At 61.1% G+C, this 17,698-nt stretch carries 9 protein-coding genes and 1 tRNA gene; 3 read left to right on the top strand and 7 right to left on the bottom strand.

The genetic code is table 11. The annotated features are described in order from the left end of the window. Positions 1-15: 15 nt before the first annotated feature. From V7S54_RS06890 to V7S54_RS06900, 3 genes are all read right to left on the bottom strand, one after another. Positions 16-2,478, bottom strand: coding sequence for a phosphoketolase family protein (locus V7S54_RS06890; protein WP_083203542.1), 2,463 nt, complete (start codon positions 2,476-2,478; stop codon positions 16-18). 210 nt (positions 2,479-2,688) lie between these two features. Next, positions 2,689-3,354, bottom strand: coding sequence for a CBS domain-containing protein (locus V7S54_RS06895; RefSeq protein WP_065373644.1), 666 nt, complete (start codon positions 3,352-3,354; stop codon positions 2,689-2,691). 209 nt (positions 3,355-3,563) lie between these two features. After that, positions 3,564-3,639: transfer RNA gene (locus V7S54_RS06900), tRNA-Ala, on the bottom strand. 464 nt (positions 3,640-4,103) lie between these two features. Between V7S54_RS06900 and adhP the strand changes: the two genes are divergently transcribed. Together adhP and V7S54_RS06910 are read left to right on the top strand one after the other, a co-directional pair. Then, entirely contained in the window at positions 4,104-5,129 is a 1,026-nt protein-coding gene (gene adhP / locus V7S54_RS06905) for an alcohol dehydrogenase AdhP (RefSeq protein WP_065373645.1), read from the top strand. Between the two features lie 200 nt (positions 5,130-5,329). Continuing rightward, the gene (locus V7S54_RS06910; protein ID WP_065373646.1) at positions 5,330-7,678 is read left to right on the top strand and encodes an ethanolamine ammonia-lyase; all 2,349 of its coding nucleotides are present in this window, start codon (positions 5,330-5,332) and stop codon (positions 7,676-7,678) included. A 240-nt stretch (positions 7,679-7,918) separates the two neighbouring features. On the opposite strand, the gene V7S54_RS06915 is transcribed toward V7S54_RS06910, so the two are convergent. The 4 genes from V7S54_RS06915 to uvrA form a co-directional block, all read right to left on the bottom strand. Continuing rightward, positions 7,919-11,722, bottom strand: coding sequence for a vitamin B12-dependent ribonucleotide reductase (locus V7S54_RS06915; protein ID WP_065373647.1), 3,804 nt, complete (start codon positions 11,720-11,722; stop codon positions 7,919-7,921). Between the two features lie 780 nt (positions 11,723-12,502). Beyond that, entirely contained in the window at positions 12,503-13,306 is an 804-nt protein-coding gene (locus tag V7S54_RS06920; protein ID WP_065373648.1) for a DUF72 domain-containing protein, read from the bottom strand. 41 nt (positions 13,307-13,347) lie between these two features. After that, positions 13,348-13,800, bottom strand: coding sequence for a GNAT family N-acetyltransferase (locus tag V7S54_RS06925; RefSeq protein WP_057250263.1), 453 nt, complete (start codon positions 13,798-13,800; stop codon positions 13,348-13,350). A 45-nt stretch (positions 13,801-13,845) separates the two neighbouring features. Continuing rightward, positions 13,846-16,767, bottom strand: coding sequence for an excinuclease ABC subunit UvrA (gene uvrA, locus V7S54_RS06930; RefSeq protein ID WP_065373649.1), 2,922 nt, complete (start codon positions 16,765-16,767; stop codon positions 13,846-13,848). A gap of 279 nt (positions 16,768-17,046) precedes the next feature. Between uvrA and V7S54_RS06935 the strand changes: the two genes are divergently transcribed. Further along, complete coding sequence (locus tag V7S54_RS06935; protein WP_065373650.1) at positions 17,047-17,607, top strand: single-stranded DNA-binding protein; 561 nt, start codon at positions 17,047-17,049, stop codon at positions 17,605-17,607. The last annotated feature ends 91 nt before the right edge of the window (positions 17,608-17,698 follow it).

Genomic DNA, 17,698 nt, shown 5'->3' on the forward strand with positions numbered 1-17,698 from the left:
ATCCTTCATTGCGGGCTACACGTTGTCACCCTCGGTCGACGTCCTCGGCTTCGCCTGTTGCGCACCCTGAACGCCCCATTTCCAACCGCTGATCGACGGCATGTCATCGCCATGCTTCTCGATATATTCGCGATGCTCGATCAGCTTGGCTTGAATTGCCTGCTTGAAATAGGCCGCGCGCGCCCCGAGGTGGGGCAGGCGGTCGATGACATCGCCGGCGAGATGGAAACGATCGAGCTCGTTGAGCACCACCATGTCGAACGGCGTCGTCGTCGTACCTTCCTCCTTGTAGCCACGAACATGCAGGTTGCCGTGGTTGGTCCGGCGGTAGGTGAGGCGATGGATCAGCCACGGATAGCCGTGGAAGGCGAAGATGATCGGCTTGTCCCTGGTGAAGATACCATCGAAATCACGGTCCGTGAGGCCGTGGGGATGTTCTTCCGCCGGTTGCAGTTTCATCAGGTTGACGACATTGACGACCCGCACTTTCACTTCCGGAAGATGCTCGCGCAGCAATTGCACCGCGGCCAGCGTTTCGAGCGTCGGAACGTCGCCGCAACAGGCCATGACGACATCCGGTTCGCTGTCGGCATCGTTGCTCGCCCAGTCCCAGATGCTGACGCCCATGCTGCAATGGCGCACGGCCTGTTCCATTGTCAGCCATTGCGGCCCGGGTTGCTTTCCCGCCACGACGACGTTGATGTAGTTGCGGCTGCGCAGGCAATGGTCGGTGACAGACAGCAGCGTGTTGGCATCCGGCGGCAGGTAGACGCGGATGACGTCAGCCTTCTTGTTGACGACGTGGTCGATGAAGCCGGGATCCTGATGGCTGAAGCCGTTGTGGTCCTGCCGCCAGACATGGGAACTCAGGAAATAGTTCAGCGACCCCACCGGCCGACGCCAGGGGATCTCGTTGCAGACTTTCAGCCACTTGGCATGCTGGTTGAACATTGAATCGATGATGTGGATGAAGGCTTCGTAGCAAGAGAAGAAGCCGTGACGGCCGGTGAGCAGATAGCCTTCGAGCCAGCCCTGGCACTGGTGTTCGCTCAGCACCTCCATGATGCGGCCATCCGGTGAGAGGTGGTCGTCCTCCGGATAAATCTCGGCCATGTAGCAGCGATTGGTGACCTCCAGCACGTCCTGCCAGCGATTGGAATTGTTTTCATCCGGACTGAACAGGCGGAAGTTCTTGGCGTCCATGTTGGATTTCATCACGTCGCGCAGGAACTTGCCCATGACGCGGGCTGCTTCCACAGTGGTCCCGCCGGGACGGGGAACCTCGACGGCATAGTCGCGGAACGCCGGCATCTTCAGGTCGCGCAGCAACAGGCCGCCATTGGCGTGCGGATTGTCGCTCATGCGGCGATGCCCCGTTGGCGCGAGCGCTGCGATCTCCGGCTTCAGCCGGCCTTGATCGCTGAAAAGCTCCTCGGGGCGATAGCTCTTCATCCATTGCTCGAGGATGCGGATGTGCTCGGGCTTGTCCATTTCGCCCATCGGCACCTGGTGCGCCCGCCAGTAGCCCTCGCATTTCTTGCCATCGATCTCCGGGGGGCAGGTCCAGCCCTTCGGCGTGCGGAAGACGATCATCGGCCATGCCGGCCGCTTCAGATTGCCCCTCACGCGGGCATCGTCCCAGATCTGCCGGATCTCGGCCATCGCCGTATCCAGCACAGCGGCGAGTTGCTGATGCACGCTTGCCGGATCATGCCCCTCGACGAAATAGGGCTTGTAGCCCATGCCCTCGAAGAACTTCTGCAGCTCGTCGCGCGGAATGCGGGCGAGGAAGCACGGATTGGCGATCTTGTAGCCGTTCAGATGCAGGATCGGCAGCACGCAGCCGTCGCGGGCAGGGTTCAGGAACTTGTTGCTCTGCCAGCCTGTCGCAAGCGGCCCGGTCTCGGCCTCACCGTCGCCGACCACGCAGGCGACGACGAGGTCCGGGTTATCGAAGGCGGCACCGTAGGCATGGCTCAACGCATAACCAAGTTCGCCGCCCTCATGGATGCTGCCGGGCGTTTCCGGCGCCACGTGGCTCGGGATGCCGCCTGGAAAGCTGAACTGCTTGAAGAGCCGCTGCATGCCCTCGGCATCTTCACCGATGTTCGGATAGAACTCGGTGTAGGTCCCTTCGAGATAGGCATGCGCCACCAGCGACGGCCCGCCGTGCCCCGGCCCAATGATATAGATCATGTTGACATCGTCGCGCTTGATCACGCGGTTGAGATGCACATAGAGCATGTTGAGGCCAGGCGAGGTGCCCCAGTGGCCGAGCAGGCGCGGCTTGATGTGTTCGCGTTTCAGCGGCTCGCGCAGGAGCGGATTGTCGAGCAGATAGATCTGGCCGACAGAAAGGTAGTTCGACGCGCGCCAATAGGCGTCCATCAGTCGGAGTTCGTCTGCCGATAATGGCGTTGTTGAATGCGAGCTCCCGGATGCCGTCTCTTTCATCGATACCGTTTCAGGCGAAACCATCTGAACCTCCCGATCATTAGGACATTGCCTGGATTTCTCCGGCTTGCCGTCGTGCAAGCCACTGCAGTCTCTTGAATTCGATGCGGTTGTTGCTGTTTCCCGGTGGCGGCGGAATGGTGGAGCGCCTGTCTTCGGACGACAGCGGCAGGGATCGTCTTGCTAACTCGGTGCCGCGAACACCTGCGTGTCGCGGCACACTTAAAAGGGGCGCTATTGCGGATATGGTTCCGAGAAATGCTCGACCACGCCCCGAACGCCGCGGACATTTTCGGCAACGATCCGTGCGGCCCTCCGGCACTCGGCGGTCTCCACATTGCCCCAGAGATGAACGATGCCATCGGTCACGGCGACCTTCACATCCAGTCCTTCGAGGCCGGTGTTCTCGCCGAGGCGCACAAGAATGCTGCGTCGGATGGCTTCATCACCTGCGGCAGTCTCGTCCTGCTTTGCTGACAAAACCGCCTGCAACAGATCGGCGCGGCTGACGATGCCGACCAGTACGCCGTTCCTGAGAACGGGAAGGCGCTTGATGCCACGTTCCTGCATCAGCGCCGCCACCCGCGCGAGCGGCGCATCCTCGTCGATGGTAACGGGATCGGCTGTCATGGCGTCGCCCACCCTCCAAGAGGATCGGCGTATATAGGCGTGGGCCCTGTCGCCGGCCGCAAGCGTCGCGTCCGCCAGCGGTCCGCCGCCACCGAGTTCCGTGCGCCGGATCAAGTCGCCCTCGCTGATCAGCCCAATGAGACGGCCTTCATCGTCAACGACCGGAAGGCCGCTGACGTGGCTGTCGAACATGATCCGGGCTGCCTGTCTGACGCTGTTGTCAGGCGAAAGCCTGACGATCTTTGTCGTCATCACATCTTTGACGCGCATGTCGATCCAACTCCGAAAAGGACCTTGGTACCGTCATTAGCGGGCGTAAGGTAAACCTAACGCGGCGGTTCGACAACCTGTTCGTGGGGGAGATGTTCGAGTTGGGCGCTGGCGCTGGCAGAACCCATGCTGCAGCTTCTAGGCGAGCGCAAACACTCGTGCACAGCCCGACTGGATTTAACTATCTCTCGACGCGCGCGGTGGTGTTCTGGTGGAGCCGAAGGGAGTCGAACCCTCGACCTCCGCAGTGCGATTGCGGCGCTCTCCCAACTGAGCTACGGCCCCATTGCATCCAGTCAACACGACACGCGCCGAGCATGTCAATACACTTGAGACGACGCGCCTGGTTGGACATCATTGCGCGAAGCGACGCGCTCGATCGGTTCGTCGGGCGATCCGTCTCAAAACCGTTTCTTCGAAAGTAAGGGGCAGACGCGCCATTGCCGCTCGGGGCCTTCATCGACGCGCGCCGCTGTATGTTACAGTAGGTCACGCCCCCAAGCGCGGGGAGCCATTGTCGAACTATGCTCGCGGGTTTACGCTGATGCCTAACGAAAGCGCGGCCCGAACCTCGCTGAAATTCTGGCGATGCGTGTCAACGATGAGATGACGCCCGAGTCCCGGCCGCGAACGTCCATGGCGTCCGGATCAATGTGCACTTTTTCGGTATCCGACGTAGGCGCCTGCCGGCTCCGCACTTCCCTTAATGGGCCTCTCCGTGGGCCTGGCGATTTGGAGGAGGATTAGCAATGGCCCAGACGATGAAGGCCGCCGTCGTTCGACAGTTCCGCGCGCCCCTCGTGATCGAGGAAATGGCGGTGCCCACGCCGCAACCGGGGCAGATCCTGGTCAAGTATGAAGCAACGGGCGTCTGCCACACCGACCTCCATGCAGCAAATGGAGACTGGCCGGTGAAGCCTAGTCCGCCGTTCATTCCGGGCCACGAGGGCGTCGGCTATGTCGCGGCAGTGGGTGCCGGTGTCAAGAGAGTGAAAGAGGGGGACAGGGTCGGCGTTCCCTGGCTTCACAGCGCATGTGGTTACTGCCCGCATTGCCGCACCGGTTGGGAGACACTCTGCGCATCACAGTCGAACACCGGATATTCCGTCAACGGAACATTTGCCGAGTATGGACTGGCGGATCCTGACTTCGTCGGCAGCCTGCCCACCGGGCTGGACTTCGGCCCTGCTGCGCCGGTTCTTTGCGCCGGCGTGACCGTTTACAAGGGATTGAAGGAAACGGAAGTACGGCCCGGCGAATGGGTCGCCGTCTCCGGCATCGGTGGCCTTGGCCACATGGCTGTGCAGTACGCAAAGGCGATGGGCATGCATGTCGTCGCCGCGGACATCTTTGACGACAAGCTGGCACTTGCAAAGCAGCTAGGCGCCGACATTACAGTCAACGGCAAGGCGAAGGATGCCGTAGAGCAGGTCATCAAGGCGACCGGCGGCGTGCATGGGGCGCTCGTAACTGCGGTTTCACCTGCTGCAATGGAACAGGCGTTCGGATTCCTGCGATCGCGGGGCACGATGGCGCTCGTCGGCCTTCCCCCTGGGATGATCTCCGTGCCGGTATTTGAAACGGTGCTCAAGCGCATAACGCTGCGCGGATCGATCGTCGGCACCCGCCAGGATTTGGAGGAATCGCTGCAGTTTGCGGCTGAAGGCAAGGTGGCGCCGCATTTCTCATGGGACAGCCTGGAGAACATCAATGAGATCTTCCACCGGATGGAGGCCGGCAAGATCGACGGGCGCATCGTGATGAGCCTGCAGTAGCCGGCGCAGACGCGTCTTCTGATCGCAAGCCCGTCCGTCGAGGGGCGGCGGCGCATCGATCAAGGGACCTGCGGGCGCCGCATCATCGCCCGATATGGAGCATGTGACGCGCACGCAATCTGCGCGCCTCCTCAAATCGCCGACCACACCAGGGCCGTTTGGCGAAATGCCTATAGACCTTTTGCAGAAAGGAAATGGCAATGAGCAAGGGCATGTTCTCGGATCAGCACGGACTGTCCAGACGAGATCTCCTGTTGGTGGCAGGAACTGCGGCGGCCACGCTTGCCACATACAGCCAGGCTGCCCGGGCAGCACCGGGCGAAGGCACCCTTGCGATCGATGAGGTGAAGCAGGGCGAGGACGTCTTTGCCTATATCAGCAGGATCAAGGGCGCTTTTGACGAAACGACCTATCTGCAGGTGCTGGGCTGTGCGAACGCGTTCAAGGAAGGAGATCAGACGATCGGTGTGGCGGCGGACAATGAGACGTCACGTTCGAATGCTCGGACCCTTCTGGCAAACACGAAGATCGGCGACCTTCATCAGCGCCCGCTGCTTGAGGACGATCTGCAACGACTGATCTGGCAGACCACGGACAAGGCCCAGCATGACAAGGTCAAAGACTGGACCATGGGCCAACTGAAGGAATTTCTTCTCACCGGATCGGAAGAAGAGATCAAAGGCATCATGAATGGCCTGACCAGCGATACCATCGGCTGCGTGCCGAAACTGATGAGCAACGAAGAGCTCATCTCCGTCAGCCAAAAGATCTTCAACGTCATGCCGGACACCAAGTTGGGGGCCAAGGGGTATATGGGCGCGCGTATTCAGCCGAATTCGCCAACCGACCACCCCGACGACATCATGTGGCAGGTCTTCGACGCATTCTCCTATGCGACTGGCGACATCGTCATCGGCACCAATCCCGTGGACAGCACCGTCAACAGCGTCGTCACGGTGGAACGTGCCCTCAAGGATATCGTCGATACCTTCAAACTGGTTGACGTCATTCCCTGGTGCGTGCTCGCCCATATCGACGTTCAGGCCGAGGTGAGCGAGAGCTTCCCGGGGACGGTATCCACGGTGTTCCAGAGCCTCGCGGGAACCGATGACTGCAACAAGATCTTCGATATTACGAATGAGAAGATCCTGAAATATGCGAGCGCGAAGGCAGGGGAGAGATATGGCCTCTACTTCGAGACCGGGCAGGGCTCGGAATTCACCAACGGCGTGGCAAACGGCGTCGACATGATGGTGCTCGAGTCGCGAAAGTACGGCTTCAGCAGGGCCGTCGGCATGGAGCTTGCGAAGGTGCAGCCCAAGGGCGCCTGGCTCCATGTCAACGATGTGGCCGGCTTCATCGGGCCGGAAGTGTTCAAGAGCCGCGAACAACTCGTCCGCTGCTGTCTCGAAGACATGGTCATGGGCAAGCTCCATGGGCTGACCATCGGCCTCGATATCTGCACCACCCTGCACATGACGGTGAGCCTGGACGATCTGGATTGGTGCCAGGACCAGATCATGCCGGCCAATCCGGCCTACCTGATTGCTCTACCCACCAAAAATGACCCGATGTTGAGCTATCTCACGACCGCATTTCAGGACCACGTACGCGTTAGGGAGAAATTTGGCTTCAAGGTCAACGATGCCATGTGGGATTTCTACAAGCGCATCGGGATCGTCGGTAACGACAACAGCTACACGTCAAACTACGGGGATCCCCTCTGGGTCTATTATCAGTACCGCCTCGCCAAGGGTGACAAGCGGCCAAAGGAGGCTGTCTACGACGAAGGCAAGCAGATGATGATGGAGGTCGAAGCGAGAGGCGTCGACCTGGCGACGGGCCACGGAGAGAAGATCTGGGATCTCAACCCGGCGCTCGCGACGAAAGTAAGGGGTCTGTATGACGACGCCAAACTATCGCTTTGGGCCGAACTTACGCCGGAGTTCGTCGCGGCCGTGCCCAACGTCGTTCCGGTTCGCACCCTGTCCAAGGACCGGAACGACTACATCGCACACCCAACCACCGGCGAAACGCTGAGCCCGGACTCAATCAGGGAGATTGAACGGATAAGGGCATCCTGGAAAGACGACATGCCCAAAGGTCAGATCGTCATTTCGGACGGCCTGAACGCCAAGGCCATCATGGACGACGGCCATCTTTCTCCTTACCTGGAGGAGATGCGCAGGTTGCTTGGAGACGCCGGTGTCACGGTGAGCGACAAGAACATCCTGGTGACCAGCGGCCGGGTGCGGGCCGGCTACAGGATCGGCGAGATGCTTTTTGGAGATGCAGATCCCAACAGTTTCCGGGGAATTCTCCACATCATCGGCGAGCGGCCCGGAACCATGCACCACGCCTACTCGGTCTATATCACCGTCGCCAAAGGCAAGCGTTGGGCGGAGAAGGACATCGATCACGACATGACGAAACTGGTCAGCAACGTCGCCGATACCGCGCTTGCACCCAAAGAGGCGGCAAGGGAGACCTTGACCATCATCCGGGAGATCATCGGCAAGGATGTGAACGGCAGCCGTCGTTATGGATGATTGCACGTCGTGCTGCAGGACAGCAGAGCGGTATCTGCCCTGGGAGCGGGGACAGCGGTGTCAGCTTTGCACACAAGCACGACAGGACGCGTGACCGTGTCAGGTCTCGTCCACGAAAAAACCCAGGGGCACGGCTCAACGCCCCTGGGCAAAATTCTGGTCGGGAGACAACCGCGCGTTCTATGAAAACCGCCTGACTGACTGATTCGTCACCACAACCATATCTCGGTGGAGAGCCGCTTAGCTGCAGCCGCTGGTCGCGCCGCAGGTGTCGCACTTCTCGCAGGTGCCGTTGCGCACCATCGTGAAGTTCTGGCACTCGGTGCACATGTTGCCGGTGTAGCCCTGCATGATCGAACGGGCGCGGCGTTCGGCTTCGAGCTTCTTGGCGTCCGTCTTGGCCGATGCCGCTTCCGCAGCCGCCTTGTCGGAGAAGAGAGCCGTCACTTCCGTTACCGTCTCGACCGTTTCCTCGGCGATCTCTTCGGCAAGTTCCGCTGCACGCTCTTCGTAGTCGCGCTTGAAGGCGACGATTTCCGACGTGGCAATCGAGGTTGTCGTCTCCAGCTTGCGCACCGTGTTGCCAGCGATCGCCGTCACCGTCGCGCCGGACGAGGCGCGGGCAGGGGCTGTCGTGGCCGAACCCTTCGGCTCGCCGGCGCGATCCGCCGTGCCGCCGACGATGGTCGGCTTGTAGCCACGGGTCCAGCCAGTGGAGATCAGGTTGGTCTTGCCTTCCTGGATACCCTTGCCGAGTGCGGTGTTACTGAAGTCCGACGTGTCGACATGGGCCAGATCGTGGCGGCCGAGATAGGATACGGCCAGTTCACGGAAGACGTAGTCAAGGATCGATGTCGCGTTCTTGATCGCGTCGTTGCCCTGGACCATGCCGGCCGGCTCGAACTTGGTGAAGGTGAAGGCCTCCACATATTCTTCGAGCGGCACGCCGTATTGCAGGCCGAGCGAGATGGCGATGGCGAAATTGTTCATCATCGCACGGAAGGCAGCCCCTTCCTTGTGCATGTCGATGAAGATCTCGCCGAGGCGGCCGTCACCGAATTCGCCAGTGCGCAGGTAAACCTTGTGCCCGCCGACGACAGCCTTCTGGGTGTAGCCCTGGCGGCGGTTCGGCAGCTTTTCGCGGGCGCGGATCACCTTTTCGATGACGCGCTCGACGATCTTTTCGGTGATGGTGACGGCCTGGGCGGCGGCCGGCGCCTGGATCAGATCCTCCAGCGCATCCTCGTCCTTGTCGTCCTCGATCAGCGAGGCGTTCAGCGGCTGCGACAGCTTGGAGCCATCGCGATAAAGGGCGTTTGCCTTCAGTGCCAGCTTCCAGGAGAGCATGTAGGCGTTCTTGCAATCCTCGACGGTCGCCTCGTTCGGCATGTTGATCGTCTTGGAGATGGCGCCCGAGATGAACGGCTGGGCAGCCGCCATCATGCGGATGTGGCTTTCGACCGAGAGGTAGCGCTTGCCGATCTTGCCGCAGGGGTTGGCGCAATCGAACACCGGCAGATGCTCGTTCTTGAGGAACGGGGCGCCTTCGAGCGTCATCGCTCCGCAAACGTGGATGTTGGCCGCTTCGATGTCCTTCTTCGTAAAGCCCATGTGGTCGAGGAGGTTGAAGTCCATCGCGCCGAGCTGCTCGTCCGTGACCTTCAGCGTGCCCTTCAGGAAGTCGGCGCCAAGCGTCCACTGGTTGAAGACGAACTTGATGTCGAAGGCGCTCTTCAACGCGGCGTTCACCGCTTCCACCTTCTCGTCGGTGAAGCCCTTGGCCTTCAGCGTCGACGGGTTGATCGCCGGCGCCTGGTTCAGGTTGCCATGGCCGACTGCGTAAGCCTCGATCTCGGCGAGTTGGCTTTCGCTATAGCCGAGCGAACGCAGCGCTTCCGGAACGGCGCGGTTGATGATCTTGAAGTAGCCGCCGCCGGCGAGCTTCTTGAACTTGACCAGCGCGAAGTCGGGCTCGATGCCGGTCGTATCGCAGTCCATGACGAGACCGATCGTGCCGGTCGGCGCGATCACGGTCGCCTGGGCGTTGCGGTAGCCGTGCTTCTCGCCGAGTTCCAGTGCCTTATCCCATGCGCTCATGGCGTGGATGACGAGGTCCTGGTCCGGATTGTCGCCATGGATGAGGGCGACCGGGTTGACCGAGAGCGCCTCGTAGCCGGTCGTCTCGCCATAGGCGGCGCGGCGGTGGTTGCGGATGACGCGCAGCATGTTGTCGCGGTTCGGGGCAAAGCCCGGGAACGGACCCAGCTTCTCGGCCATCTCGGCCGAGGTGGCGTAGGAGACACCGGTCATGATTGCGGTGAGCGCACCAGCGATGGCGCGGCCCTCGGCGCTGTCATAGGGAATGCCCGAGGACATCAGCAGGCCGCCGATGTTGGCATAGCCGAGGCCGAGCGTGCGGTATTCGTAGGAGAGTTCGGCAATCTCGCGGGACGGGAACTGCGCCATCATGACCGAGACTTCGAGGACGACGGTCCACAGGCGGACGGCGTGCTCGTAGTCGGCGATGTTGATGCGCTTGGTCGCTGCATCCTTGAACATCATCAGGTTCAGCGAGGCGAGGTTGCAGGCGGTGTCGTCGAGGAACATGTATTCCGAGCACGGGTTCGACGCACGGATCGGGCCGGCGGCCGGGCTTGTGTGCCAGTCGTTCATCGTCGTGTTGAAGTGCAGGCCCGGATCGGCAGACGCCCAGGCGGCGTAGGAGATCGACTCCCAGAGGTCACGGGCCTTCAGCGTCTTCATCACGCGGCCGTCCTTGCGGGCGGTCAGGTGCCAGTCGCCGTCTGCTTCAACGGCGCGCAGGAAGTCGTCCTTGATCGAGACGGAATTGTTGGAGTTCTGGCCCGAAACCGTCAGATAGGCTTCCGAATCCCAGTCGGTGTCATAGGTCTTGAACTCGAGGTCCTTGTAACCCTGCTTGGCGAACTGGATGACGCGCTGGACGTAGTTTTCCGGAACCAGCGCCTGCTTGGCGGCGCGGATCTCGCGCTTCAGCGCCGGGTTCTGCTTCGGGTCGTAGCAGGCGTCGTCGGTGCCGTCGCAATTGACGCAGGCCTTCATGATCGCCTTCAGGTGCTTGGCGACGACCTTGGAGCCGGTGACGAGGGCAGCAACCTTCTGCTCTTCCTTGACCTTCCAGTTGATGTATTCCTCGATATCCGGATGGTCGATATCGACAACAACCATCTTCGCGGCGCGGCGGGTGGTGCCACCCGACTTGATCGCGCCGGCGGCGCGGTCGCCGATCTTCAGGAACGACATCAGGCCGGAGGACTTGCCGCCGCCCGAGAGCTTTTCGCCTTCGCTGCGCAGGTGCGAGAAGTTGGAACCGGTACCCGAGCCATACTTGAACAGGCGCGCTTCGCGCACCCAGAGATCCATGATGCCGCCTTCGTTGACGAGATCGTCAGCGACCGACTGGATGAAGCAGGCATGCGGCTGCGGATGCTCGTAGGCCGACTTGGACTTGGTCAGCTTGCCGGTGAAGGGGTCGACATAGAAGTGGCCCTGGCCGGGGCCGTCGATGCCATAGGCCCAGTGCAGGCCGGTGTTGAACCATTGCGGCGAGTTCGGAGCGACACGCTGGGTGGCGAGCATATAGGCAAGTTCATCCTGGAAGGCGGACGCGTCTTCTTCGGTGTCGAAGTAGCCGCCCTTCCAGCCCCAATAGGCCCAGGTGCCGGCCAGGCGATCGAAAACCTGGCGAGCATCGGTTTCGGAACCGTAGTGTTCTTCTTTCGGCAGCGCCTTCAGCGCGTCCTGATCGGGAACGGAGCGCCAGAGGAAGGAGGGGACATCGTTCTCCTCGACGCGCTTCATTTTGGCAGGCACGCCGGCCTTGCGGAAATACTTCTGGGCGAGAATGTCGGCCGCGACCTGGCTGAACTGGGCCGGCACGTCGATATCGGCAAGGCGGAAGACGATCGAACCATCGGGGTTCTTGATTTCACTCGTAGCCTTGCGGAATTCGATTTCCGCATAGGCGGATTGCCCGGCCTTCGTGAAACGACGTTCGATCTTCATTGTCCCTGGTCCTTCGTGTTGCCTAGCGCCCGCCACAGGCGCAATTGTCCCCGCCCGGCCGCAAGGGGCATCCCGCAGCCAGTCTCAGCTTCCGTCCATGGAGAGAAACCCATAACTGGGTGACCCTGTATCTTGTGAGATAGGCTGACTGCAAGCACTAAATATAGTGTTAACAGCTGATTTATGCCAGCCAAATATTGCCCCGGCAGGCCCAAAAAACCGCACAGAAATCCTCACGGCGACCGCATGGTGAAATCCATGACTGCCGCCTGTCAGAACCGCCGATTTGGTGAGATGAACCGGGCGCTAAACAATCCGGTCCGCCGCCGTCGCAACGTGAAATCCATTAACCGTGAATCGTCCGGGGGCGTCAAGGGGTGGTTTGTGACGGAAGTTTGAGCGCTAGATGTTGTGTGGACCGACTGTGGAAAACGGGGACATCGGCCAACCCCATGAAAATCAGGCACTTCCAGAGGTTGCCTGTGAGACTAACGCAACGGTCAGCGCCAAATCAAAAAATTGACGGGTAAAAAACCGCATAAAAACCATCCCCAACGGTACCCTCGGTTGCGCTGAGGAAAACGATATGGGGTGGGCGTGGTGATTCGCGCCTTACGCCTTGAGGCCGCTGGCCTTTTGGCTTCCGAACGGAGTACCGGCACTACCTATAGCGCCTATTTAGATCTCACTCCTGGCCCGTGAAACGGCGCAGGTACAAAGACTGGCAGGTTCGTGAGAGGTGAGCGGGATCAGCGGCACGCACTGATCCCGCCTTGGAACTCAATCGACGCGCTTCTGCAACTCGCGGGCACCATTCGGCGCATTCACCTTGCCCTCGGTGATGAAGTAGGCAAACACATCGCGCGGCTCTTTCTTGGCCTTGCGGTCCGGGGCGCTCTTTTCAAGCCCGCTCGGCTCGTCGCCACTGGCAAAGCTCTTGGCGCGCTCGGCCCAGAGGTCGAGCTTGTCGGCCGCATAGCAGGTCTCGATATCGTCGCTGCCCTTCTGCAGACGCAGATAGACGAAATCGGCGGTAACGTCGGCGATCATCGGATAATCCGCATGTTCGGCGAGCACCACGGCAACGCCGTATTTCTCCAGCAGCGCCACGAACTCCGGAGCCTGGAAGGTAGGATTGCGCACCTCGACCACATGGCGGAGCGGAAGCCCATCCTGCTTTGCCGGTAATAGTTTCAGAAAACCCTCGAAGTCGCCAGGTTCAAACTTCTTCGTCGGCGCGAACTGCCAGAGGATCGGTCCAAGATGCGGCCCGAGTTCGGTCAACCCTTGTGTCAGGAATCGCTCCATGGATTCACCGGCTTCCGAGAGAACCTTGCGGTTGGTGACGAAGCGGCTCGCCTTTAGTGAGAAGATGAAATCCTCAGGCACCTCGGAGGCCCACTTGGCGAAGGTCTCGGGCTTCTGCGAAGAGTAGTAGGTGCCGTTCACCTCGATCGCACGCAGCTGCTTGCCGGCGTATTCGAGCTGCCGCTTCTTGGCCAGCGTGCTCGGATAGAAGGTGCCCTCCCAGGGCTCGAAGGTCCAGCCGCCGATGCCAACGCGGATCTTTCCGGATTTTGCCATGCCATCCTCCTCAACAACGGTCGTCGCTTGACCGCGTGCTTTCAGTCTTTGATCGATTTCGTCATGTCCACGAGTGTCCACCCTGGACGATAGGGATTGGGTCGGCGACCCGTTTCTTGAAATCCATAGGCGCGATAGAGCGCGATGTTTCGCTCCATTCGTGAATTGGTGTAGAGCCGCACCTCCGGCAAGCCCCACTCGACCGCCTTGCTGTCCAGGAATTTCAGCAGTTCAATGCCCAGCCCCTGACCCTGACAGGCTGGCGCAACTGCAATGCTGAAAATCAGCAGGTGATCGGCGTGCCGCTCGAAAACGGCAAGGGCCGCGACAACGTCATCCTGCTCCCGAAGCCAAATCTCGCTGCGAAGAATGCGGGGCGCGTAGTCTTCGGTTACCGGGAGCGGCGGCCCGCCAAGCAGCGCCCGATAGGGCTCGTAGGCCGCCTCCGTGACGCTTTGCATCGCAGCCAGATCTTCCAAACGCGCAGGCCGCATCACAACGCGCTCACCTCTTCCGGTCGCTGATAGGCGCCGAGGCGTTCACTCCGCCGCCTCGACCTTTTTCATCGGCCGGCGATCGAGAAGTTCCTTCAGGAACTGGCCGGTATAGGAACGCTTCTCCTTGACCACCTCCTCAGGTGTGCCCTTGGCGATGACCTCGCCGCCACCATCGCCGCCCTCGGGACCGAAGTCGATGACCCAGTCGGCGGTCTTGATGACTTCGAGATTGTGCTCGATGACGACGACGGAATTGCCCTGGTTGACGAGCTCATGCAGAACTTCAAGAAGCTTGGCTACGTCATGGAAATGCAGCCCGGTCGTCGGCTCGTCGAGGATATAAAGCGTACGGCCTGTCGAACGTTTCGACAGTTCCTTGGCGAGCTTAACGCGCTGGGCTTCGCCGCCCGAGAGCGTGTTTGCCTGCTGACCCACCTTGATGTAGCCGAGGCCGACCTGGTTGAGCGTCACCAGCTTGTCGCGCACGGCCGGGACGGCGGCGAAGAACTCGACGCCTTCCTCGACCGTCATGTCGAGCACGTCGGCAATGGACTTGCCCTTGAAGTGCACATCGAGTGTTTCGCGGTTGTAGCGCTTGCCGTGGCAAACGTCGCAGGTGACGTAGACATCCGGCAGGAAGTGCATTTCGATCTTGATGACGCCATCGCCCTGGCAGGCCTCGCAGCGGCCGCCCTTGACGTTGAAGGAGAAGCGGCCCGGCTGGTAGCCGCGCGTCTTTGCCTCCGGCAGACCGGCGAACCAGTCGCGGATCGGCGTGAAGGCGCCGGTATAGGTCGCCGGGTTCGAACGCGGCGTGCGGCCGATCGGCGACTGGTCGATGTCGATCACCTTGTCGATATGCTCGAAGCCATCGATACGGTCATGCTCGGCTGGGTTCTCGCGCGCGCCCATGATGCGGCGGGCGGCGGACTTGTAGAGCGTTTCGATCAGGAAGGTCGACTTGCCGCCTCCGGAAACGCCAGTTACGGCGGTGAAGACGCCGAGCGGGATCGAGGCGGTGACGTTCTTCAGGTTGTTGGCGCGCGCGCCGACGACGGTGATTTCCTTTTTCTTCTTGGGCTTGCGGCGCTCGCTCGGAACCGCGACCGAAAGCTCGCCGGACAGATACTTGCCAGTCAGCGATTTCGGATTGGCCATGACATCGGCGGGCGCCCCTTGCGCGATGACCTCGCCGCCGTGGATGCCGGCGGCCGGACCGATATCGACGACATAGTCGGCCGTCAGGATCGCGTCTTCGTCATGCTCGACGACGATCACGGTGTTGCCGATGTCGCGCAGGTGGCGAAGGGTTTCGAGCAGGCGGGCGTTGTCGCGCTGGTGCAGGCCGATCGACGGCTCGTCGAGCACGTAGAGCACGCCAGTCAGCCCCGAACCGATCTGCGACGCGAGCCGGATGCGTTGGCTTTCACCGCCCGAGAGCGTGCCGGAGTTGCGCGACAGGCTGAGATATTCAAGGCCGACATCGTTGAGGAAGCGCAGGCGGTCGCGGATTTCCTTGAGGATGCGAACTGCGATCTCATTCTGTTTGGTGTTGAGATGCGCCGGCAGCGCTTCGAACCAGTCGCGCGCGATGCGGATCGACATCTCGGTGACCTGGCCGATGTGCAGCTTGTCGATCTTGACCGCCAGCGCCTCGGGCTTCAGGCGGAAACCGGCGCAGGCCGGGCAGGGCGCCGCCGACATGTAGCGCTCGATCTCCTCCCGCGCCCAGGCGCTGTCGGTTTCCTTCCAGCGACGCTCGAGATTGGGCACGATGCCCTCGAAGTTCTTGGTGGTGTTGTAGGAGCGGGCGCCGTCCTCGTAGTGGAAGACGATCTTCTCTTCCGTTCCGTGCAGGATCGCATTCTGCGCCGCGGAGGACAGTTCGTTCCAGCGATTGCCGAGCTTGAAGCCGAAGGCCTTGCCGAGTGCTTCGAGCGTCTGGTTGTAGTAAGGCGAGGAGGACTTGGCCCAGGGCGCGATCGCGCCGTCGCGCAGCGTCCGGTGCTCCTCCGGAACGATCAGCGCCACGTCGATCTTCTGCTGGCTGCCGAGACCGTCACAGGTCGGGCAGGCGCCGAAGGGGTTGTTGAACGAGAACAGGCGCGGCTCGATCTCGGAGATCGTGAAGCCGGAGACCGGGCAGGCGAATTTTTCCGAGAACAGCACGCGCTCATGAGTCTCGTTGAGCGACTTGTTGGCCGAACCGCCGGCGGCCGTTTCTTCCGGCGGCAGCGGCTTGTCGGCGAATTCTGCAACGGCGAGACCATCGGCAAGCGTCAGGCAGGTCTCGAGGCTGTCGGCAAGGCGCGAGGCAAGGTCGGGCCGAACGACGACACGGTCGACCACCACATCGATGTCGTGCTTGTATTTCTTGTCGAGCGCCGGAACCTCGGCGATCTCGTAGAAGGTGCCGTCAACCTTGACGCGCTGAAAGCCCTTCTTCATCAGTTCGGCGAGTTCCTTCTTGTATTCGCCCTTGCGGCCGCGAACGAGCGGCGCAAGAATGTAAAGGCGCGTGCCTTCGCCGAACTCCAGCACGCGGTCGACCATCTGGCTGACCGTCTGGCTTTCGATCGGGAGGCCCGTCGCCGGCGAATAGGGCACGCCGACGCGCGCAAAGAGCAGGCGCATATAGTCGTAGATTTCGGTGACCGTGCCGACCGTCGAGCGCGGGTTGCGCGAGGTCGTCTTCTGCTCGATCGAGATCGCCGGCGACAGGCCGTCGATCTGGTCGACATCCGGCTTCTGCATCATCTCGAGGAACTGACGGGCATAGGCCGACAGGCTCTCGACATAGCGGCGCTGCCCTTCGGCATAGATCGTATCGAAGGCGAGCGAAGACTTGCCGGAGCCGGAAAGGCCGGTCATCACGATCAGCTTGTTGCGCGGCAGATCGAGGTCGATGCCTTTCAGATTGTGCTCGCGCGCACCACGAATGGAGATGGTCTTGAGTTCACTCATCGGAAGCCAGCTTTTGCATGTCGGTTGAAAGCCCCCTATGTAATGACGCTAACGCCCATGTCGAGGCGCAATCGGCAAAACAGGCGACCAATTCGAGTCGGTTGACAGGATCATAGCCAAATACTAGAACAAATAAAGAACAAAGCGCACATAAAACGACCAAAACTGTTGTGGATTATGTGCTGGGCGGGGCGTATCGGCGGCATCGGGCCGCTAAGATGCGCGCTCTTGAAATTCCAAACCGGGCCGACGGCCCGGTGAAACCACGGGAAAAGCAACATGGCTGGAAGCGTCAACAAGGTAATCTTGATCGGAAATGTCGGGGCTGACCCGGAAATCCGGCGCACGCAGGACGGCCGGCCGATTGCCAACCTGCGCATCGCAACCTCGGAATCCTGGCGCGACCGCAACAGCGGCGAGCGCAAGGAAAAGACCGAATGGCACACGGTCGTCGTCTTCAACGAGGGCCTCTGCAAGGTCGTCGAACAATATGTGAAGAAGGGCGCCAAGCTCTATATCGAAGGCGCGCTGCAGACGCGCAAGTGGCAGGACCAGAACGGCAACGACCGATATTCGACCGAAATCGTGCTGCAGGGCTTCAACTCGACGCTGACGATGCTTGACGGTCGCGGCGAGGGCGGTGGCTCCGGTGTCAGCCGTGGTGGCGGCGGCGACTTTGGCGGCAGCAACTACGGCGGCGGCGGCGGCGGCGGTGGTTACGACGACTACGACCAGTCGCGCCAGCCTTCCGGTGGCGGCCGTTCGGGCGGTGGCCAGGGCGGTCAAGGCGGCCAGGGCGGTGGCTTCTCGCGCGATATGGACGACGACATTCCGTTCTGATCGCAGACCGATCGGCATTCACAAAAAACGCCGTGTCCTCGGACACGGCGTTTTTTGTTGTCTGCACTCTTGCCGCCCGTCGACGGCGACG

It is taken from the genome of Ensifer sp. CCNWLY38 (assembly GCF_037120565.1).
Lineage (GTDB): Bacteria > Pseudomonadota > Alphaproteobacteria > Rhizobiales > Rhizobiaceae > Ensifer > Ensifer adhaerens_H.

Coding starts and splice junctions, on each gene's coding strand:
- V7S54_RS06890 (WP_083203542.1), bottom strand. CDS start 2,478: ATGGTTTCGCCTGAAACGGTATCGATGAAAGAGACGGCATCCGGGAGC.
- V7S54_RS06895 (WP_065373644.1), bottom strand. CDS start 3,354: ATGCGCGTCAAAGATGTGATGACGACAAAGATCGTCAGGCTTTCGCCT.
- adhP (WP_065373645.1), top strand. CDS start 4,104: ATGGCCCAGACGATGAAGGCCGCCGTCGTTCGACAGTTCCGCGCGCCC.
- V7S54_RS06910 (WP_065373646.1), top strand. CDS start 5,330: ATGAGCAAGGGCATGTTCTCGGATCAGCACGGACTGTCCAGACGAGAT.
- V7S54_RS06915 (WP_065373647.1), bottom strand. CDS start 11,722: ATGAAGATCGAACGTCGTTTCACGAAGGCCGGGCAATCCGCCTATGCG.
- V7S54_RS06920 (WP_065373648.1), bottom strand. CDS start 13,306: ATGGCAAAATCCGGAAAGATCCGCGTTGGCATCGGCGGCTGGACCTTC.
- V7S54_RS06925 (WP_057250263.1), bottom strand. CDS start 13,800: ATGCGGCCTGCGCGTTTGGAAGATCTGGCTGCGATGCAAAGCGTCACG.
- uvrA (WP_065373649.1), bottom strand. CDS start 16,767: ATGAGTGAACTCAAGACCATCTCCATTCGTGGTGCGCGCGAGCACAAT.
- V7S54_RS06935 (WP_065373650.1), top strand. CDS start 17,047: ATGGCTGGAAGCGTCAACAAGGTAATCTTGATCGGAAATGTCGGGGCT.